The 19,059-nt window shown below is 65.4% G+C and carries 19 protein-coding genes; 9 read left to right on the forward strand and 10 right to left on the reverse strand.

What is annotated here, in order from left to right; translation table 11 throughout:
* Window positions 1–2: 2 nt before the first annotated feature.
* Window positions 3–878 carry a TonB-dependent siderophore receptor gene (locus MUN46_RS09060; protein WP_243377223.1) on the reverse strand — a complete coding sequence of 292 codons (876 nt, stop codon included), beginning with the start codon at window positions 876–878 and terminating at the stop codon, window positions 3–5.
* A gap of 427 nt (window positions 879–1,305) precedes the next feature.
* On the opposite strand from MUN46_RS09060, the gene exbB reads away from it, so the two are divergent.
* From exbB to MUN46_RS09075, 3 genes are read left to right on the forward strand one after another with little or no spacing between them, the layout of a single operon-like run.
* A complete protein-coding gene (gene exbB, locus MUN46_RS09065; protein ID WP_243377224.1) occupies window positions 1,306–1,734 on the forward strand; it encodes a TonB-system energizer ExbB in 429 nt (142 codons plus the stop codon).
* Window positions 1,731–2,129, forward strand: a complete 399-nt coding sequence (gene exbD, locus MUN46_RS09070; RefSeq protein WP_243377225.1) for a TonB system transport protein ExbD — start codon at window positions 1,731–1,733, stop codon at window positions 2,127–2,129. The genes exbB and exbD overlap by 4 nt, the downstream gene beginning before the upstream one ends.
* Window positions 2,086–2,994, forward strand: a complete 909-nt coding sequence (locus tag MUN46_RS09075) for an energy transducer TonB (protein WP_243377226.1) — start codon at window positions 2,086–2,088, stop codon at window positions 2,992–2,994. Before exbD ends, MUN46_RS09075 begins: the two co-directional genes overlap by 44 nt.
* Before the next feature lie 122 nt (window positions 2,995–3,116).
* Here MUN46_RS09075 and MUN46_RS09080 read toward each other — a convergent pair whose 3' ends face one another.
* The gene (locus MUN46_RS09080) at window positions 3,117–4,664 is read right to left on the reverse strand and encodes an alanine/glycine:cation symporter family protein (RefSeq protein ID WP_243377227.1); all 1,548 of its coding nucleotides are present in this window, start codon (window positions 4,662–4,664) and stop codon (window positions 3,117–3,119) included.
* A gap of 403 nt (window positions 4,665–5,067) precedes the next feature.
* Between MUN46_RS09080 and MUN46_RS09085 the strand changes: the two genes are divergently transcribed.
* The 4 genes from MUN46_RS09085 (at window position 5,068) to MUN46_RS09100 (ending at window position 8,276) form a co-directional block, all read left to right on the forward strand.
* Window positions 5,068–5,382, forward strand: coding sequence for an ArsR/SmtB family transcription factor (locus MUN46_RS09085; protein ID WP_243377228.1), 315 nt, complete (start codon window positions 5,068–5,070; stop codon window positions 5,380–5,382).
* Window positions 5,383–5,461: 79 nt separating this feature from the next.
* Window positions 5,462–6,346, forward strand: coding sequence for a radical SAM protein (locus MUN46_RS09090; RefSeq protein ID WP_243377229.1), 885 nt, complete (start codon window positions 5,462–5,464; stop codon window positions 6,344–6,346).
* Between the two features lie 350 nt (window positions 6,347–6,696).
* A complete protein-coding gene (locus MUN46_RS09095) occupies window positions 6,697–7,482 on the forward strand; it encodes a thermonuclease family protein (RefSeq protein WP_243377230.1) in 786 nt (261 codons plus the stop codon).
* A 140-nt stretch (window positions 7,483–7,622) separates the two neighbouring features.
* Window positions 7,623–8,276, forward strand: coding sequence for a class I SAM-dependent methyltransferase (locus MUN46_RS09100; protein WP_243377231.1), 654 nt, complete (start codon window positions 7,623–7,625; stop codon window positions 8,274–8,276).
* A gap of 29 nt (window positions 8,277–8,305) precedes the next feature.
* Here MUN46_RS09100 and MUN46_RS09105 read toward each other — a convergent pair whose 3' ends face one another.
* Together MUN46_RS09105 and MUN46_RS09110 are read right to left on the reverse strand one after the other, a co-directional pair.
* Window positions 8,306–8,878, reverse strand: a complete 573-nt coding sequence (locus tag MUN46_RS09105) for a sugar O-acetyltransferase (RefSeq protein WP_243377232.1) — start codon at window positions 8,876–8,878, stop codon at window positions 8,306–8,308.
* A 110-nt stretch (window positions 8,879–8,988) separates the two neighbouring features.
* Entirely contained in the window at window positions 8,989–10,152 is a 1,164-nt protein-coding gene (locus MUN46_RS09110) for an iron-containing alcohol dehydrogenase (protein WP_243377233.1), read from the reverse strand.
* 177 nt (window positions 10,153–10,329) lie between these two features.
* Here MUN46_RS09110 and MUN46_RS09115 point away from each other — a divergent pair, with 177 nt between their 5' ends.
* Entirely contained in the window at window positions 10,330–11,328 is a 999-nt protein-coding gene (locus tag MUN46_RS09115; RefSeq protein WP_243377234.1) for a helix-turn-helix transcriptional regulator, read from the forward strand.
* 216 nt (window positions 11,329–11,544) lie between these two features.
* Here MUN46_RS09115 and brnQ (MUN46_RS09120) read toward each other — a convergent pair whose 3' ends face one another.
* Both brnQ (MUN46_RS09120) and brnQ (MUN46_RS09125) read right to left on the reverse strand, forming a co-directional pair.
* Window positions 11,545–12,873 carry a branched-chain amino acid transport system II carrier protein gene (brnQ, locus tag MUN46_RS09120; protein WP_243377235.1) on the reverse strand — a complete coding sequence of 443 codons (1,329 nt, stop codon included), beginning with the start codon at window positions 12,871–12,873 and terminating at the stop codon, window positions 11,545–11,547.
* A 193-nt stretch (window positions 12,874–13,066) separates the two neighbouring features.
* A complete protein-coding gene (gene brnQ, locus MUN46_RS09125; protein WP_243377236.1) occupies window positions 13,067–14,395 on the reverse strand; it encodes a branched-chain amino acid transport system II carrier protein in 1,329 nt (442 codons plus the stop codon).
* Window positions 14,396–14,843: 448 nt separating this feature from the next.
* Here brnQ (MUN46_RS09125) and MUN46_RS09130 point away from each other — a divergent pair, with 448 nt between their 5' ends.
* Window positions 14,844–15,443 (forward strand): nitroreductase family protein, encoded by a 600-nt coding sequence (locus MUN46_RS09130; RefSeq protein WP_243377237.1) that lies wholly within the window; start codon window positions 14,844–14,846, stop codon window positions 15,441–15,443.
* Window positions 15,444–15,481: 38 nt separating this feature from the next.
* Here MUN46_RS09130 and MUN46_RS09135 read toward each other — a convergent pair whose 3' ends face one another.
* From MUN46_RS09135 to MUN46_RS09150, 4 genes are all read right to left on the reverse strand, one after another.
* The gene (locus MUN46_RS09135; protein ID WP_243377238.1) at window positions 15,482–15,790 is read right to left on the reverse strand and encodes a hypothetical protein; all 309 of its coding nucleotides are present in this window, start codon (window positions 15,788–15,790) and stop codon (window positions 15,482–15,484) included.
* A gap of 23 nt (window positions 15,791–15,813) precedes the next feature.
* Complete coding sequence (locus tag MUN46_RS09140; protein ID WP_243377239.1) at window positions 15,814–16,290, reverse strand: HMA2 domain-containing protein; 477 nt, start codon at window positions 16,288–16,290, stop codon at window positions 15,814–15,816.
* Window positions 16,287–18,398, reverse strand: a complete 2,112-nt coding sequence (locus MUN46_RS09145) for a heavy metal translocating P-type ATPase (RefSeq protein ID WP_243377240.1) — start codon at window positions 18,396–18,398, stop codon at window positions 16,287–16,289. Before MUN46_RS09145 ends, MUN46_RS09140 begins: the two co-directional genes overlap by 4 nt.
* A gap of 72 nt (window positions 18,399–18,470) precedes the next feature.
* Window positions 18,471–18,773: a hypothetical protein gene (locus MUN46_RS09150; protein WP_237977781.1), complete on the reverse strand. Its 303-nt coding sequence runs from the start codon at window positions 18,771–18,773 to the stop codon at window positions 18,471–18,473.
* Window positions 18,774–19,059: the final 286 nt, after the last annotated feature.

A 19,059-nucleotide genomic window follows, 5' to 3' on the forward strand; every position in this document is an offset into this window, starting at 1 on the left:
GTCTAGTTCCAGCTCGCGCCGAAGAACGTGTGGCGGGGCAGGTGCGCGTCGGAGCTGCCGGGCCCCATCGGGACGCCCCAGGGATCCGGCACGTAGCTCTCGTCCTGGTAGAGCCCGCCCAGGGTGAGCTTCGTGCTGTCGTTTAAGTCCGCCTCGAAGACGGCGTAGAGGGTGCCGCGGTGCTCGTCGACGTCATCCTTCCAGGAGCCCTGCTTGTTCTGCACGGCCACGACGCGTCCGCGGAAGGTTTTCGCCTTGTTGAGCGGCCCGGAGATGTCGGCCATCACGCGGTGCGAGGCCCAGCTGCCGTAGGAGAGCGAGGCCTGCGCCTGGAAGTCGGAGGTCGGGCGCTTCCTCACCGCGTTGATCGTGCCGCCCGGCTCGCCGTTGGCCTGCGTGAGGCCGGTGGGGCCGCGGACCACCTCGATGTGGTCGTAGATCCCGAGGTCCGACATGCTCTGGGGATCGTTGTAGGGGTTGGTGGAGGAGCCCGGAACCGTGGAGGCGATGCCGTCCTCCTCGATCTGGTCGATGTAGAAGCCGCGCGACTGGTAGCGCCAGCGACCGGAGTCCGGCAGCACGTTCACGCCGGTCGTGGTGCGAAGCGCGTCCTCCATCGTGGTGATGTTCTGGTCGTCGAGCTGCTTTTTGGTGATGACGCTCACCGACTGGGGCGTCTCCTTCTGCGAGAGCGCGAGCCCGGTGGTGGTGCGCATGGCCGAGCTCGTGTACGAGTCGGAATTCTCGGTCGTGGTGCTGCGGCTCACGCCGGTCACCTCGACCGTCTCGAGCTGCGCCTCGGCGGCGACGGCCTCGGCCTGCATGAATCCGAGGGCGAGCGCCGCGGCCGCGGCGACCCTGCTGAAGCGAAATGGCATTTTCTGTTTTTCCCTTGAATGCGGCCGGTTCCGGCATCCTGCGCTTTTTCTCCCGGCGGGGCGGCCCGCCGCCCGCCGTTGACGGAGCAAAGCCCGCAGGCCTGACTCAAAAGCGGCACTGTTTTCTTTTCTTCCGGGCGGAAATATACATTTATTGATAATTATTCTCAATTGAATCATTATTATCGTTTTCACGTACATTTTTTTACTTTCATCGTCTTTAAATCAATGATTTTTTCAATTATTCATTTATAAATAAATAATTAAAATTTTATTATTATGTAATAATTTTCCGGTGGCACCGTTTGTGGATATGAATGATAATTATTCCTATCGGCATAAAATGCCGGCACGCCCCTCCCTTTCAACCCAAGGCCGGGGCCCCTGAAGCGCCCGGAAAACGGGCGCAGACACAAGAGAAATTCAAATGGAACTTTTCAAGCAGACTGTCGACATCCTGATTTTCGCGATCCTCGGATTCATGGGCTTCCTCGCCCTGTGGATCACGATCGAGCGGCTCCTGTTCCTGAAGAAGGCCGACCCCGCCCGATACGCGAGCCAGGACTCCTGGGACGAGGCGCTCACCAACAACCTCACGACGCTCTACATCATCTACTCGAACGCCCCCTACATCGGACTGCTGGGCACCGTCTCCGGGATCATGATCACGTTCTACGACATGGGCTCCTCCGGGAACATCGACGCGGGCGGCATCATGACGGGGCTCTCGCTCGCGCTGAAGGCGACCGCGCTGGGCCTGGCGGTCGCGATCCCGACCCTCATCGCCTACAACGCGCTGCAGCGGAAGGTGAACGTCCTCTCCACCCGCTGGAAGAGGCAGGAGGCGGCGTCATGATCGAAATTCCGAAGAAGGAGCCCCTCAACATCGTCCCCTTCATCGACATCATGCTGGTGCTGCTCGCGATGGTGCTCTCGATCTCCACCTTCATCGCGAAGGGGGAGATCGCGATCAACCTCCCGGAGGCCGAGACGGCCGCCCCGGCGCCGAAAACGCCGCCCCGGGAAATGAAGCTGCAGGTGAACGCCGCGGGGAAGGTCTTCATCGACGGGGCCGAGGCCTCCCCTTCGGAGCTTGAGCGGCTCATCTCCGGCCTCACCGACGCGGACCACGTGACGCTCAGCGTGGACCGGGACGCGAAATTCGAGAATTTCGTCTCGCTCGTCGATCTTTTGAAGAAGCACCACCATGAGAACTTCACCATCGCCACTGCCCGCAAATCCGGATCCTGACCGCGGGCGCCGGATCAAGCGCTCCTTCGGCTCGGCCTGCGCGGTCTATGCGGCGATCGCGGCCGCGCTCTGGGGCGCGGCGCACTCTGGTTTGCTGCGGCACGAGGCGGCCGCTCCACAGTCCGTGACGCTGTCGTTCGCGCAGATGGGAGGCGCGGGGGCGCCGGCCGCCCCCTCCACCGGCCCCGCCCGGCCCGAGCCCGCGGCTGCGCCGGCCGGGAAGGCGCCGCAAAGCGCCCCGAAGAAAAACACGCGGCAGCCCCCGGCTCCCGTTCCGGCCCCTGCCCCCGCTCCGACTCCCGCACCTGAGCCCAGACCCAGATCCGCCCCGGTCCCGGCTCCGGTCCCAGCTCCCGCTCCAGCCCCGGCGCCCCGGCCCGCAGCCACCGCGCCAGCCGCTCCCGCGCCCCGCGCGTCCGAGTCTCAGGGCGCCCCCGAGCCGGGAGCCCGCGAAGGAGGCGCCGCGGCCGCTTCTTCCGGAGAGCCCCGCCGCGGCGCATCAGGCGCCAGAACTGGCTCTGGCAGCGGCAGCACCGCTGCCCAGGCCGCCCCGCAGTCCGGGCCCGAGACCCTCGTCTACGGCGAGTCAAAGGACCCGTTCCTCGCAGCGGTCCTCGCCGCGATCCGCTCTTCGCTCCGCTACCCCCCGAGGGCCGCGGAAAACGGCTGGCAGGGCGTTGCGATGATGGAGTTCTCGGTCTCCTCCGACGGCAGGATCCAGTCGCTGCGGGTCATCGGGAGCTCGGGCCGCGCGATCCTCGACCGGGCGGCGCAAAGCGCGGTCGAGAAGGCCGCCCCGCAGTGGGGCGCGCCCAGAAGGCCCGTGAAAATCCGGGTGCCGGTGCGCTTCAGCCTGAAGCGCTAGACCCGGGGAGACCGCCCCCCAAAAAAGCGGAAAAAAGAAACCGGCGCGCCTTTCTCTTCCGGGAAAAGCGCGCCGGCCTTTTTTTCTCTGAGCCGCCCGTTCTTCAGGGCAGCTTTCCTTATTTACGCCTTCGGCTCGGACTTTTCGGACGCGGCCGTCTCAGCCGGGCGGGCCTCTTCGGAGGCGCCCTCCTCCGGGCGGGGTACGCGGCGCAGTCCCGCGAAGCGGCGGCGCTTTTTCTGGCCGTGCAGCCGCTGCTCGGGTTCGGGCACGAACTTCACGGGATGCTCGGCGAGCTCCCCGTAGACCGGGGTGAGGCCCATCGAGTAGTTGTTCTCGTAGTCGTCAAGCGCCTTGCCGACCAGCTTCGAGAGGCCGATCAGGGCGATGAGGTTCGGGATCACCATGAGGCCGTTGAAGAGGTCGGCAAGCTCCCAGACGAGCGTCACCTGCAGGAACGAGCCCAGCATGAGGAACGCGAGCACGATCACGCGGTAGACGGGCACGAGCCTCTGGCCGAAGAGGTACTTCACGTTCTGCTCGGCAAAGAAGTACCAGCCCACGATGGTGGAGAAGGCGAAAAAGAGCAGGCACACCGCCACAAAGCCGTTGCCGATCTCGCCCAGCCCCGTGCTGAAGGCCTTCTGGGTGAGCGCGATGCCGGTGGTCGTGCCGTCGATTGCGCCCGTGCAGAGAATCACGAACGCGGTCATGTTGAGCACGACGAAGGTGTCGATGAAAAGCCCCACGATCGCGGCGAAGCCCTGCTGCACCGGGTGCTTCACCCGGGCCACGGCGTGCGCGTGCGGGGTGGAGCCCATGCCGGCCTCGTTGGAGAAGAGTCCGCGGGCGACGCCGTAGCGGACCGCCTCCTTCACGGTCGCGCCGATCACGCCGCCGGTGGCGGCGCTCGGGTTGAAGGCCCCGACGAAGATCATCTCAAAGGCCTTCGCGATCATGTCCCAGTGGCCGAAGATCACGGTGACCGAGCCGATGATGTAGACGATCGCCATGAGGGGAACCATCTTCTCGGTGACCGAGGCGATGCGGCGGATGCCGCCGATGAAGATGAAGCCCGCGAGCATGAACACCGCGATGCCGGTCGCCCAGGTCGGGATGTTGAAGGCGGTCTTGAAGGCGTCGGCAATCGAATTGGCCTGCACCATGTTGCCGATGAAGCCGAGCGCGATGATGATCGCCACCGAGAAGAAGGCGGCAAGCGTCTTGCTGCCGAGGCCGTAGCGGATGTAGTAGGCGGGCCCTCCGGTCACGTGCCCCGAGGCGTCGCGGTTGCGGAAGAGCTGCGCGAGCACCGCCTCGGAAAAGATGGTGGCCATGCCGAAGAAGGCGGCGAGCCACATCCAGAAGATGGCGCCCGGGCCGCCCATCGCAATGGCGGTGGCGACGCCGGCGAGGTTGCCGGTGCCGATCTGAGCGGCGATCGCAGTGGCGAGCGACTGGAAGGAGGACATGCCCTCCTTGCCCGCCTTGCTGCCAAAGAGGCTGAAGGAGCCGAAGACCTGGCGGACGGCGCGGCCGAAGCGGCGCACCTGGACGAACCGAAGCTTGAAGGTGAAGTAAATGCCCGTTCCGACAAGGAGCGGGATGAGGCAGTAGATGCCCCAGAGCAGGCTGTTGATGCCCTGCACGATCTGAGTGGCTTGATCCACGGGATTCTCCCAGGAAAAAGAATATCTTCCGGCTTTTCGCTGCTGGGGGATGTTGCTTTTCTTGTGGCCCGGCGGCTCCGCCCCGGAGTCGAAGGCGGAAAGCGCGCTCGCGGAAAGCCCCGGGAAGGGGCGGCCTCACCCATTGCAAAAGGGCGGCCCGGTGCGCGAGGGCTTGTAAATCATTGTAAGAAATGGCCTCCGGGCGCCCATCACGCATCGGAGCTAAGAGAATCTGCGTAGAAAAAGGCCGGGGATGGAAGGCCCCAAAAGAGGAGGCGGATGTTTTCCCTTCATTTCCATCGGTCTTTTCCGGGCCGGAGAAAACCGCAGGCGGGAGCGGCGGAAAGGGAAATTTTTATGCAGGTCATATTGACATATTCATAAAAATAGATATATTTACCTTATGAACGAAATCGACATATTCAAGGCGCTTGCCAACGGGACCCGGCTCGATATCCTGAAATGGCTCAGGGAGCCGGAAAAGAACTTCCCTCCGCAGGGGCTTCACATCCCTGAGGGCGACAGTTTTGAAAATTCGGTCTGCGTGGGCAGCATCTGCGACCGCGCCGGACTTTCCCAGTCTGTCATCTCCAAGTATCTCGGAATGATGGAGAGCGCCGGACTTCTGGAGTCCGCCCGGTTCGGGAAATGGACCTACTACCGGCGGAACGAAGAAAACATCCGGAAATTCGCCCTGTATGTCGCGCAAGAGCTGTAGCGGAGAAGGGAACACCTTCTTTTGCTTTGCTTTAATAAATCTACAATTTTGACTATGTATATATAACGAGAGGCATGCCATGAAATTTCACGGTCCCATTGTCCGTCCCTATACCGACGCGGACAGTCTTTTCATCGAAGTGACCGCCGGATGCACGCACAACAGCTGCACGTTCTGCAATTTCTACAAGGACACGCCGTTCCGGGCAGCGCCCGTCGAGCAGGTGGAAAAGGACCTTCAGGAAGCCTCCAGGGCCGTTCCCTTCGCCACCAGGATCTGGGCCAGCGGAGGCAATCCCTTCTGCCTTTCCACCCGCAGGCTTGTCCAGCTCGGGGGACTCTTCAAAAAATATTTTCCGAAGGCCCGCGTCTCCACCTACGCACGCATCGACGACCTCTTTCGCAAGAGCGTCGAGGATATCCGGGAAATCAGGGAGCATGGCATTGACGATGTCCTCATCGGCGTTGAGTCCGGCGACGACGATGTGCTCAAAGCCGTGAACAAAGGCTACCGCGCCGAGGATGTCATCAGGGAATGCCAGAAGATCGAGCAGGCAGGCCTGCCGTTTCGCATCATCTACCTTGGCGGGCTGGCCGGAGCCGGCCGGCTCGAGGAAAGCGCCAGGAAGAGCGCTGCCGTCTTCAATCAAATTCATCCCTACTACATGTACCTGACCAATGTGTCTGTTCTTCCCGGGACAAAGCTGTTCGGCCAGATGATGCGGGGAGAGTTCTCGGAGGCCACGGAAAAGGAGCGGCTGCAGGAGATCAGGACGCTGCTCGCGGAAATGCGGAACCCGATTGTCGTGGACACGGAGTCAGCCGCGAGCAGCATTTACCTCAAGGCGAGGCTTCCTGAGGAAAAGGCTTCGGTTCTGCGTGAGCTGGACGCGTTCATCGCCCGCTTCTCCCCGGAGCAGGAAAGAGTCCTGCACGCGCGCCGCGCCCGCATGCTTTCTGTATAACACCAGAGGTGAAGGCGGAAAAATGCGGGAGCCGCACGGGGAAAAACTGACGCGGCAATGTCTGCCCGCCCTTCCCTGCGGATTTATTCGCCTGGGGAAGGAGCCTGGCGGACGCACCGCGCACCGGCACCAGGCTGACCGCAGAAGGAAAGAAAAGCTTCGTGCGCAAAACCCGGGGCTTCATGAAGCCGGGCGGATCGAGCCGCGGCTGCAGTGAGAGAGCAGCTTCCTTCCCGCCCTCCCCGGGGAAGAATTAGACTCTAGCCTTTCTCCCCGGCGCGGCCCTCCGCCGACCGCCAGAGCCCTGGCTGAGCCCCGGCTCCCCTTTTAAAAAAAAGGAAAACTCCGCCTTGCCCGCTTCCAGAAACACCCGCCGCCGCAGCCCCGCAGGCCGCAGGCGCCTTTCCTCCTCCCCGGCCCTCGGAAAACTGAAGAAGGCTGCGGCCGCGGCCCTCGCCGCAGTCCTCTGCTTCGCGGCCGGGACCCAGTTCTCAGGCAGCACGGCCGAGCGTCTCGAAGGGGCTCTCCAGGCGGGGCTCGAAGCCGCGGAGCGGGTTCTCAGGCCCGGCGCCGCCGCCTCAGCGCCCAAGGCTCCCGCGCCCGCCTCCCGCGACGGCGGGCAGCAGCAGACCCTCACGGGGAAGGTGGTGCGCGTGGCCGACGGCGACACGATCACGATCGAGGCCGCAGGCGGCACCCGCCGGGTGCGCTTTCTCGGCATCGACGCCCCGGAGCACGACCAGGCGGGCGGCCAGGCCTCTCACCTGCACCTCGTGTCGCTTGTCATGGGCAAGACCGTGACCGTGCGTGTCTCCACGACCGACCAGTACGGGCGGGTCGTGGGCAAGGTGCTAGTCGACGGCACGGACGCGAACCTCTCGCAGCTTAAGACCGGGAACGCCTGGTTCTACCGCGCCTACGCGAAGAGCATGTTCCCGGAGGACCGCGCCCCCTACCAGCAGGCCGAGCTCGAGGCGAGGAAGGCCCGGCGCGGTCTCTGGAAGGAGGCGGACCCCACCCCGCCCTGGGACTTCCGAAGAAACCGCGGGAAAACGAACCTCGGGGACTTCGGCGAGCGCGCGGCCCCGCCGCAGCCCGAAAAAGGGCTCCTCGAGCGCGTGAAGGACAGGCTCTGAGGCCCCTCCCTCATCCATGAGAGAAAAAGCGCCTTTTCCGCAGCCTCTTTCAAACAGGAATGATGATCATTCCTGTCTGCGGCTAAAATGAGGCCTCGAGGATTCTCTTTGCCCCCCCTTTTTCCACGCGGGATGCCGCCATGACCGAGGACGAATACAAGGCGAAATCGATTGCGGAGTTCACGCGCGCTGCCCGGCGCTTCGACACGACGCGGGCGGGCGTCTACCGGATCTGCCGCCTGAGCTACGCGCAGGCCGCCCAAGAGCTTGCGCGCGAGCCCTTCGGGACGCTGCTTGACTGCGGCTGCGGCACAGGGCTGCTCCTTGAGCGCCTTCTCAGGCGCTTTCCCGGGATCGAGTGCACGGGGCTTGACCTCACCCCCGCGATGCTCGAAGCCGCCCGCAGGAAAAACCTCCCCCGCACCCGCTTCGTCCTGGGCGACGCCGAAGACATGCCGCAGGGCCTCGGGCTCTTTGACGCGGTGATCTGCGTGAACAGCCCGCACCACTACCCCTCCCCGGGCCGCTTCTTTAAGAGCGCCGCGCGGGTCCTGAAGCCCGGCAGGAGGCTCATCATCGAGGACTTCACGGCCGAGGGGGCGGCGCTTTTCTGGGTGAACCGGGTGGAGCTGCCGCTTGCGCGGCTCTTCGGGAAAGGCGACGTGAGGGTCTTAAGGCGGATCGAGATCTGCCGCTTCTGCGGCGAGGCGGGCCTGCGGCCCGAGAAGATGCTGCGCGGTCCGCTGCTGCGGCTGCACTGCCTCATCCGAAAGCCCGGGGGCCGCGCGGCCTGAAAGCCCCCTCGGGGCGGCCAACGGGGCCTTCAGTCCCCGAGGTCGTTGACGAGCGTCTTAAGGGGACGCGCCGGCACGCCGCCCACGAGCGTGTTGTCGGGGACGTCTTTCGTCACGACAGCGCCGGCGGCCACCACCACGTTGCTGCCGATCGTGACTCCGGGGAGAATCACGGCGTTGCCGCCGATCCAGACGTCGCTGCCGATTCGCACGGGGCTTGCGATTCCCAGGTGGGCGCGCCGGCCCTTGGGCGAGAGCGGGTGGTTCACGGTCGCGATCAGCACGCCCGGCCCGATCATCACGTTGTCGCCGATGTCGACCCGCGCGATGTCGAGGATCGTCACGTTGTAGTTCGCGAGGAAATTGTCCCCCGCGCGGATGTTCCGGCCGTTGTCGCAGCTGAAGGTCGGCAGCACCGTGGGGTGCGCCCCGACCGCGCCGAAGAGCCGGCCGATCAGCGCCGTGCGCTTCTCCCCGTCCTCCATCGGCGTCGCGTTGAGCTCCCGGCAGAGCCGCACGGCGTGCAGTTTCCTCGCGTCGACCTCCGGGTCCCAGAAATTGTAGGGAAGCCCCGCGTCGAGCTTCTGAGCTTCAGTCATCATGATGCAGTGCGCCTCCTTTAAAAAAGAAACAGATGCGGGCGGGCCGCCCGCCCCCTTTGCGCAGGGGAGAGGGCGGCCCGCGCCGCGGCAGGCTTCACAGGCCCCGGGGATTACCGGTAGGCCGCCTCGTAGATCGCGAGGTAGTCGGCGTCAGAGAGCGGCAGGGGATCGGCCGTGATGTCGCCGCCCAGCACTTCGTGGACCTTCTTCGGGAAGCCCTTCAGCTCCTCGCGGGTGATGCCCGCCTCGCTCATCTTCAGATCCGAGCAGTCGAGGGAGGCGATGAGGTCGTCCAGCGCCCGGATGAAGTCCATGCTGGAGGCGGGGTGCTCCACCCCCATCGCGCGGGCCATCTTCTTCATCGGCTCCTCGGCCGCCTTCCTCTCGGCGAAGAAGCTGTAGTAGCTGTGGGCGATCATGATGAGGCCCGCGCCGTGCACGAGGCTGTCATGGGCGCTGCCCATCAAGTGCTCCATCGTGTGCGCGCTCGTGCACATCATGTAGTAGCCCGCAAAGGTGTTCGCGAGAGCCATGTACTCGCGGGCCTCGCGGTTGGAGCCGTTCCGGTAGGCGGCCGGGAGGTACTTCGCCACGAACTCGATCGTCTTCAGGGCGAACATCTCGGCCATCGGGTGGACGTTGCGGTTGATCACGGTTTCCGAGGCGTGGAAGAAGGCGTCCATGCCCTGGTAGGCGGTGAATTTCGGCGGCACGCTCATCATGAGGTCGGCGTCGACCACGGAGAGCTTCGGGAACATCGAGGGGAAGAAGATCCCGGTCTTCTCGCCCGCCTCGTCGTTGCTGATCACCGAGGCGATGTCCACCTCGCTGCCGGTGCCAGCCGAGGTCGTGATGCAGACGATCGGGGCGGCCGCGTTAGGGGCGGCTTTCTTGCCGCCCTTCGCGCTCAAGGAATAATCCCAGATGTCGCCCGGGTTCGTCATCATGAGGGCGATGCACTTCGCGCAGTCCATGACGGAGCCCCCGCCCAGGGCCACCACGAAGTCGCAGCCTTCGGCCTTCGCGCGGGCCGCCCCGTCCATCACGTTCTTAGAAGACGGGTTGGCGCGCACTTCGTCAAACAGGGCGTGGGCGACGCCCGCCTCGTCAAGCTCCTTTTCCACGCGGCCGAGGTAGCCGAACTTCTTCACCGAGGTGCCGTTCGAGGTGACGACAAGGGCCTTGCGGCCGGGAAGCGCCTCGCGGTGCAGGTTGGAAAGCTGCCCGGAACCGAAGAGGACGCGGGTCGGCATGTCAAACACAAACTGTCTCATGATTTTTTCCTCCAGCAAGCGCTGTTTTGTTTTCTGACGGAGTGAAATTCTATTTTTCGGGCCCCCTCCGCGCAGCGCCCAATCTTAAGTAAAAGTATGTTATTTTCTCATATTCCGTATAATGGGCGCAGGGCCCTGCGGCAGCTCTCTGCGCCGCGGCGGCAAAAGGAGGAAGCGATGAGAAACAGACGGGTTGAGGAGGCGATCGAGCGGCTTTCCGAGCGGTTCCGCGCCATTTCCTGGCGCTACGCGAAAACGCCGCTCGCGCTGCCCCGCGAGAAAATCCAGCTCTGGCCCGGGCGGGCCGACGAGGACGTGATGCTCTGCATCTACAAGGGGCGGGAATACATCGAGGCCTTTCACCGCCAGGACTACTTTTTCTTCAACTTCGCCTTCCGCGGGCAGTACGAGGCGCTGAGCGAGCGCTTCGACCACCGGATCACGATCCGCGAGAACGAGTGCTACATCAGCCAGCCCTTCACGGGCTACGCGATCCAGAGCAGGAGCGAGACCGACACCGTGATCGCCGGCGTCCTGATCCAGAAAATCCCTTTCTTCCGGACCTATTTCCACGTGCTCTCGGCCAACCGGCGGCTCTTCCGCTTTTTCCTCGAGCCGCAGACGCGGCGCTACTCCGACGAGTACATTCACCTTCGGTTCGAGGACGATTTCGCGGTGAGGCGGCTGCTCGAGCTCATGATGGTGGAGTACGCGGAGGGCCGGGAGAACGCCCAGTCGGTCCTGCAGTCTCTCACGCTCGCCCTTCTCATGCAGATCGCCCGCGAATACGAGAAGACCGTGCGCAGCCGCAGCGGCAACCCGATCCCCGAGCAGATCCTGCTCTACATCGGCTCGCACCTCGACACGGTCACGCTCTCCGGGCTCGCGAGGCACTTCGGCTACCACCCGAACTACCTCTCGGCCCTGATTCCGAAGGAATTCGGGAAAACCTTCTCCGAGCTGCTGCTCGAGCAGCGCATGGAGCGGGCCGAGGCGCTGCTGCGGGGCACCGCCCTGCCGGTCTCCGAGGTGGCCTGGATGCTGGGCTACAAAAGCCCGAGCCATTTCTACAAGGCCTACCGCGCCTTCTTCCACGCCTCGCCCCGGGGTGAAAAGAAAGAACCTTCCGGCGGCCCCCGCGCCCCTTCGGACGGGCTCCGGACCCTGCCCCGGTGAGATAAATGGAAGGGCTCCCGGAAAAAGCCTGAGGGACAATAGACCCTGCCGCTCATCCTGCTGGGCCGCGGGACGGTTCCCCTCAGGGCGCTCATAGGTCAACCGGCGCGGGCGCTTTTCAGCGGCCCGGCCCTGATGGGCGGCCGGGAGTTCTGTTTTTTCCGGGCCTCTCCCGCCCACTCTTTGGCCTAGAGCGGCTCCCCGCCCGCTTCTTTTTCAGGCGGCCCTTTTCTCCGGCACCGCCTCCTTCCTGGCCAGCCCGGCCGCAAAACCCGCCGCGGCAAAGGGCAGCCACCCCAGCCCGCAGGCATAAAGCGGCACCGCGGAGCTCAGAATCTTCTCAAGCCCCCCCAGAGGCGCTCCGGCCGCCCGAAGCAGGTAGACGAAGGCCATGAGCGAGGTGCAGCCGATCGTCCAGGCGTAGACGCAGCGCCGCCCGCCGAAGAAGTCGTTTAAGAGCAGCAGCACGCCCAGCGCCACGGCCAGCGGATAGATGAACATAAGGACCGGAATCGCCGCGGCGATGATCGCCCGAAGCCCCAGGAGCCCGATCAGGCAGGAGACGAGCGCGAAAACCGCGGCCCAGGCCCGGTAGGGAACCTGCGGCAGCAGCGTGATCGCGTAGCCCGCGCAGCAGGTGATGAGCCCGACCGCGGTCGACAGGCAGGCGAGCAGGATGATCACCGAGAGGATCGCCGCACCCGTGTGCCCGAGCAGCAGCTTCGCGCTTTCGGCGAGCACCGGGGCGCCCGTGTCCTGCATCCCGATCGCCGTGACGCTCTCGGCCCCGAGCCTCGCGATGAAGACATAGACGAGCGCGAGGCAGCACACCGCGGTCAGGCCGGCCCGGAAGACCGAGCGGGCGACCTCCTTTCGGCCTGCGGCGCCGCTTTCCTTCACGACGCGCACGACAAAGGCGGCGTAGATGAAGGCGACGACGGCGTCGAGCGTGTTGTAGCCGTCAAGCAGCCCCTGCCCGGCGGCCTTCAAGGGCGTCGCGTAGGCGGGCTCGGGCGCGGTCGGCAGCCCCAGCGGAGTGAGATAGGACTGCAGCAGCAAAGCCGCGAGCCCGGCCAGCAGCGCCGGGGTGAACACCTTGCCGATCCGGTCGACCAGCTTCCGGGGCGAAGCCGCGAACCACCAGGCGGCGAGGAAAAACGCCGCGAGGAACGCGGGCTGCGCCAGCGCGGGATCGATCCCGCCCAGGAAGGGCCGGACCGCGATCTCAAAGGAGACGGTTCCCGCGCGGGGCAGCGCATAGCAGGGCCCGATCGCGAGATAGGCGAGCACCGTAAAGAAAAGCCCGTACAAAGGGTGGACGCGGGAGGCCGCCTCCTGCAGCGTCCCGCAGCCCGAGCGGGCCATCGCCGCCACCCCCAGGAGCGGCAGCCCCGCGCCGGTCACGCAGAAGCCCGCCACCGCGCTCGTGACGTTGAGCCCGGCGCTCTGCCCCAGCGCCGCGGGAAAAATCAGGTTCCCGGCGCCAAAGAAAAGGGCGAAAAGCATGAAGCCGATCGCAAGGACGCGGCCGCTCGTGAGCTGCATGGAAAATCCTTTTGTCTTACGCCTGCCGGGGCGGAGGGAAAGCGGCGGGGCGCTGAAGGCTCCCTGTTGCACGGATGCGGCCCCGGGGCGCGGTCTGCTCCCGCGCCCTCCCAGGCATGAAAAAAGCTTCCCCGCCCGCAATCAGGCAGGGAAGCTTGAGATTATATAAGGAAAACAGCCTAGACAGAGCCCTTTAGGCCGCCTTCTTTTCCGGAACGAGCTTCTTCCAGATGAGCCCGATCACGAAGCCCACGATGGCAAACGGGATCCAGCCCAGCCCGAGCGCGTGCAGGGGCACATAGTCCCTGAGGATCGCCTCGAGCCCGCCCAGCGAAATCTTCGCGGTCTCGAGCAGGTTGATCGAGGCCATGATGAAGGTGGCCCCGATCGTCCAGGCGTAGACGCACTGCCGGCCGCCGAAGAGATTGTTCAGGAAGAGCAGGCAGCCCAGCGCCACGATGAGCGGGTAGATGAACATCAGCACCGGGATCGTGGAGACGATGATGGTCTTCAGGCCGAAGAGCCCGATCAGGTAGGAGACGATGGTGAAGATCACGGTCCAGGTCTTGTAGGTGAACTTCGAGCACAGCCTCAGGGCGTAGCCCGCGCAGCAGGTGATGAGCCCGATCGCGGTCGAAAGGCAGGCGAGCAGCACGATCACCGAGAGGATCGCCGCTCCCGCGTGGCCGAGCAGGATCTTCGCGCTTTCGGCGAGCACCGGGGCCCCGGTCTCCTGCAGCCCGATCATCGGGACGCTCTCGGCCCCGAGCTTCGCGATGAAGATGTAGACGAATCCGAGGCAGGCGGCGGCGATCGCGCCCGCCTTGTAGACCTCGTGCGTGAGCTCGGTGCGCTTCGTGCAGCCGCTTTCGCGCACGGCGTCAACGACGAGCGTTGCAAAAACGAAGGCGGCAATCGCGTCGAGCGTGTTGTAGCCGTCGAGCAGCCCCTGCACCGAGGCGGTGAGCGGCGCGGCGTACGCCGCGGTGGGAGCGGCGGGCGACCCCATCGGCGTGAGGACCGACTTCGCGATGAGGATCAGGAGTACGAAAAGCAGCGCCGGCGTGAGCACCTTGCCAATGCGGTCGACCAACTTTGAAGGCGTGGCCGCGAACCACCAGGCGATGAGGAAAAACACCGCGAGGAAGATGGGGAGCGCCGCCGGGCCGTCGATGCCGCCCAGGAACGGACGCACCGCGATCTCAAAGGCCACCGTGCCGGTTCTCGGGATGGCAAAGCACGGGCCGATCGACAGATAGGCGATCACGGTGTAGAAAAGGCCGTAGAGCGGATGCACGCGCGAGGCCGCGTCATGCAGGCCCTCGCAGCCCGAGTAGGCGATCGCCGCGACGCCGAAAAGCGGCAGGCCGACGCCCGTGATGAGAAAGCCCGCCACCGCGTACCAGACGTTGGTGCCGGCGTTCTGCCCCATGGCGGCCGGGAAAATCAGGTTGCCCGCGCCGAAAAAGAGCGCGAAAAGCATGAAGCCGATCGCAAGGGTGCGATTCTTGTTCTGCTGCACGAGAACTCTCCTCTCCGAAAAAAGTCCGGAGCCGGAATCCGGGGCGGGTGGCCGCGGACGGTGCTGCGCCCTGTCCCTCCCGGTAGGAGGCAGGGGGCTCCGGCGCGTTTCTTTGTTAAGAAATGAAAAAATCCTGTGAAAACAGAAAACGCTCCCGCCTCCGCACCAGGAGGCCGGCAGCTTTCTGCTTAAAGGTAAACAGCACCATTGTAGGGCGAAGGGGAACTTTTTTGCCCCGAAAAAGGGAGTTTTTCATCCCGCCAAAGGGCGATGGTCCGAAAGGGGGAGCGCACGAGGGGGAAAAAGCCTCGGCCGAAAGGCGGCGTCTCAGCTGCATAAGAAGCAGATTTTCAGCCCTTTAGATCAAACTTTCCGTCCCACGCCCGCCCTGCCCCTCCCCGCTAAAATGGACGCAGCAGCAAGCCTTTGCAAAGAAAGGAGGACGCCTATGAAAAAAGCGCTCGTTTTGACGGCCCTCACCGCGGCCCTTGCCGCCGGGGCCGCCCGGGCCTCCGACACGATCAGCCTGCCCGCGGCGCAGACGAAGGGCGGGATGCCCCTCATGGAGGCGCTTGCCAGCCGGCACAGCAGCCGCAGTTTCGCCCCCGGGGATCTCTCGGCCCAGGAGCTCTCGAACCTGCTGTGGGCCGCCTGGGGCGTGAACCGTAGCGACGGCCGCCGCACCATCCCCACGGCGATGAACCGCCAGGAGCTGGAGGTCTACGTGAACCGCAGGGACGGCGTGTGGCGCTACGAGGCGGCCGGGCAGAGGCTCGTGCGCGCGGCCCCCAGGGCGCTGCCCTCCCCGATGAACGACGCGCCCGAGGTGCTCATCTTCGCGATCCCCGCGGGTGAGGAGTACGGGCCCTACCACGCGGGGCTCGCGGCCCAGAGCGCGGGGCTTTACTGCGCGGGCGCGAAGCTCGCCTGCGTGGTGCGGGCAAGCCCCGTGAAGGCGGCCGAAAAAGCCGACCCGAAGGCCTTCGGCTTCCTGCCGAAAGGCTGGAAGCCCAGCCTCACGCTGCACGCGGGACACCCCGCGAAGTAGACCGGGCAAAAAAAAAACGCTTCTAAAGGGCGGGGGCCTTAAGGCGCTCCGGGGCGGGCGGCGTCCTTTCCCTTTTCCGCTTCCGGCCCCGCCGCTTCCGAGAAGCTGCGCAGCAGCTCCTCGGCCGTCATAAAGAAGCGGCGGGAGGCCCGCGGCAGCTCGGAGGCGAGGCGCGACATCGAGCGGGCCGCCGCGCGGCACTGCCTCGGGGCAGCGGCCGCCGCTACCGCGAAGGCCAGAACGGCGGCGGAAAGCGCGAACAGAAGGGCCGCGGCCGCTCCGATCAGGAGCGCCGTCCCCAGCACCGCGGCCGCGAGCGCGACGGCGAACCGCGTGAACTTACCCATGGCTTTCCCTCCGCAGGACGATCCTAGAAGACCGTCTTACGATACCGGATCATGTGCCAGAGGAGAAGGGCCGTGAAGAAAACGCCGGAGCCAACGTGCAGGGCCGCCATCCGGCCTCTCATCCCCGGAAGGATCGAAAGGAGGACCGCGGCGTAGGACACCGCCATCCCGCGGTTCACCATCCGGTTCACCGAGGCCGAGGCGTGAAAGGGGCTGAGGCCGCAGGAGCGGCGTTTCACTGCGGGCGCGGCCGGCAGCGCGGGCAGCGCCGCCTGGGCCAGGGCCCGCAGCGTCCCGAGGTCGAGCTTTTCCGGGTCCCAGAGGAGCAGGAGGCTGCCCACGCGGCGGTTGACGTCGGCTGCAATGACGCCCTCCATCCCGCGCAGGAACGTCTCGAGCCCCGAGGCGGCCTCTTCCCCGCGCAGCGCCGGGTGCCGCAGCCGCAGCCTCCCGGGAGCGAGGCTTCGGATATAGGGGGCAAGGGGATCGTTCTCGTTCATGGCTCGGTTCCTGAGTCGATGTAGCCGCCGCGGATCGCGTTCAGGCAGACCGCCATCGTGGTGCCGTTGTGCAGCACCGCGTTCATGGCGGGCGGGATCATGTTCATGAGGCCGCCGGCGAGGAACCCGGTGTTGAGTCCCACGCTTGCGGCGAAGTTAAAGCGGACGCGCCCGAGCGTGGCCCGCGAGAGCCGGATCGCCCGGGGAAGGTCCTCGAGGTTGTTGCTGGCGAGCACGACGTCGGCCACCTGCTGGGCGATGTCGGTGCTGTCTCTCATCGACACGCCGACGTCGGCCGAGGACAGCCCCGGGGTGTCGTTGATGCCGTCGCCCACCATGATGACGCGGTGGCCTCCCGCGCGCAGCTCCTCGACCGCGCGGGCCTTGCCCTCGGGGAGCATCTGGGCCCGGAACTCGTCGACCCCGAGCCTCGCGGCGATGCTGGTCGCGGTCCGGGGGTCGTCGCCGGTGAGCATGACGATCCGCCGGATGCCCATCGAGCGGAGCTCCCCGATCACCGCGCGGGCGTTCTCCTTGGGCGGGTCCTCAATTCCGAAGATCCCGATCAGCTCTCCGCCCTGGGCCATGTAGAGGATGCTCTTGCCCTGGGCGGCAAGCCGCGAGATCTCAGAGTCCATCGCGGAGATGTCGACGCCCTCGTCCTCCTCGACGAAATGCCGGGAGCCGAGCACGACCTCCTTGCCCTTCACGCGCGAGCGGATCCCGTGGGCGGCCACGTAGACCACCTCGGCGTCGTGCTCCTCGATCGCGTGGTCGAGGCCCTTCTCGCGGGCCGCGAGCACGATGCTGCGCGACACCGGGTGCGGGAAGTGCTCCTCGAGGCAGGCGGCGACCTTGAGCAGATCGTCCCGGTCCCAGCCGCCGTGGGGCACCACGTCGGTGAGCTTCGGGGCGGCGTTGGTGAGGGTCCCGGTCTTGTCGAAGACCACGGTGTCGGCCTCGGCGAGCGCCTCAAGCGCACGCCCGCCCTTGATGAGGATGTTCGCGCGCACGCCTTCCTTCATCGCGGTGAGGACCGACAAGGGCGTGGAGAGCCGCAGCGCGCAGCTGTAGTCAACGAGCAGCACCGAGGCGGTCCGGGCGAGGCTTCTCGTAAAGAAGAAGACCAGGCCCGCCAGCAGGAAGTTGAAAGGCACGATCGCGTCTGCGAGGTGCGACATCCGGGCCTCGAGCCCGGACTTGCGCCGCTCGCTCTCGTCCACGAAGCGCGCGATCTGGTTGAGCCTCGAGTCCTCCTGGCTGCCGGTCGGGCGGATGTCGATCTCGCCCTCCTCCACCACGGTTCCCGCGAACACCGCGCCGCCCGCGGCCTTGCGGACCGGAAGCGGCTCGCCGGTGAGCGCGGCCTGGTTCACGAAGGCCTCGCCCGCGACCACGGCGGCGTCGACCGGAATGGCCGTGCCCGCGCGCACCACGATCGCCTCGCCGGGGGCGAGCTCCTGGATGGGCTTCTGCACGAGGCCGCCGTCCGCGCCGCGCACCCAGACGCGGTCGACCCGCACGGAGAGCTCGCTCGCGAGCGAGTCGAGCGACTTCTTCTTCGTCACCCGCTCGAGCATGTCCCCGAGCCCCAGAAGGAGCACGATGAGGCCGGCCGTCCGGAAGTCGCGCATCAGCAGCGAGATGCCGACCGCCGAGGCGTCGAGCACCTCGACGTTCACCCGCCCGCGCACGAGGTTTGCGAGCCCGCGGACGAAAAACGGCACCGCGTGCACGACCGTGTGGACCGCGTTCCAGAGGAAAGGCAGCAGCGGCCGCACGAACACATAGCGCTCAAGCGGCCACCAGTCGTAGTCCGAGGCGGCCGCGCGGCGGCGCTGCTCCCGGATCTGGGCGGCGGTGGGCAGGCTTTGCGATGAAGCCCGCCTCGTGCGGATCGAGGCGAGCAGCGCCGCGGCCGCGTCCAGCGCCGAGGCGCTGCTGTAAACGACAAGAATCGAGCCCGAGCGCGGGCTCACGCGGACGCCCTCGACCCCCGCGACCGACTGCAGCCGGTCGGCGAGCGTCACGGCGAAAGCGTCGGTGAAGCGAAAGGCCGAGCGCCAGCGGATGCGCCCGGGAATGTGGTGAGCAACGGTAAGATTCATGGAACCCCGAAGCTAAAAAAGAAGACGGAGAAGCGGGCCGCAGAGGGCCGAAGCTCAAAAAAAAGCGGGGGGTCAGGCCGCGGAGGTGCCCGGGGCCTTCTTCAGCAGCGCGGCCTCCTCCACTTCGGGGGACGCGGCGCTGCGGCGGGCTTTGGACTTCGCCTCGGCTTCGGCAAAGACGTCGGCCACGTCCTCGCGGGCTCCGTCGACCGTCTCGAGGACCTTGTCGCGGATGTCGTAGCCGTGGGAGAGGACGTCGGAGGCGAGGGGCTTCAGGCCCTTCAGCTTCCCGCGCGAGACGGCCGTGGCGCCGAGCGCTCCGATCACGATTCCGCCAAGCAGGAACAGACCGCATTTCACAGTTTCATTCGTCATTTTTGTTTACCTTTTTTCCTTCGTGCTTAAAGACCTGACTTCTCACCTGCCATTCACAAATGGTAATGAGAAATACTTCTATTTATTTTACCCCCGTTTGGACCCGCCTCGAGCGCCGGATGAGCGCATTCAGGGCATAATTTAGCCGATAAAAATAAAATAATCCAATGGATAGATATAACTGTTAGAGCAACGCGATAATGTCACGGAAAACTACGGGACTATGTCATGGTCCGGCAACGCGACTCTGTCATAAGCCGGCAATCTGCATGACAGCCCCCGGCAA

It is taken from the genome of Mesosutterella faecium (assembly GCF_022809315.2).
GTDB classification, from domain to species: domain Bacteria; phylum Pseudomonadota; class Gammaproteobacteria; order Burkholderiales; family Burkholderiaceae_F; genus Mesosutterella; species Mesosutterella faecium.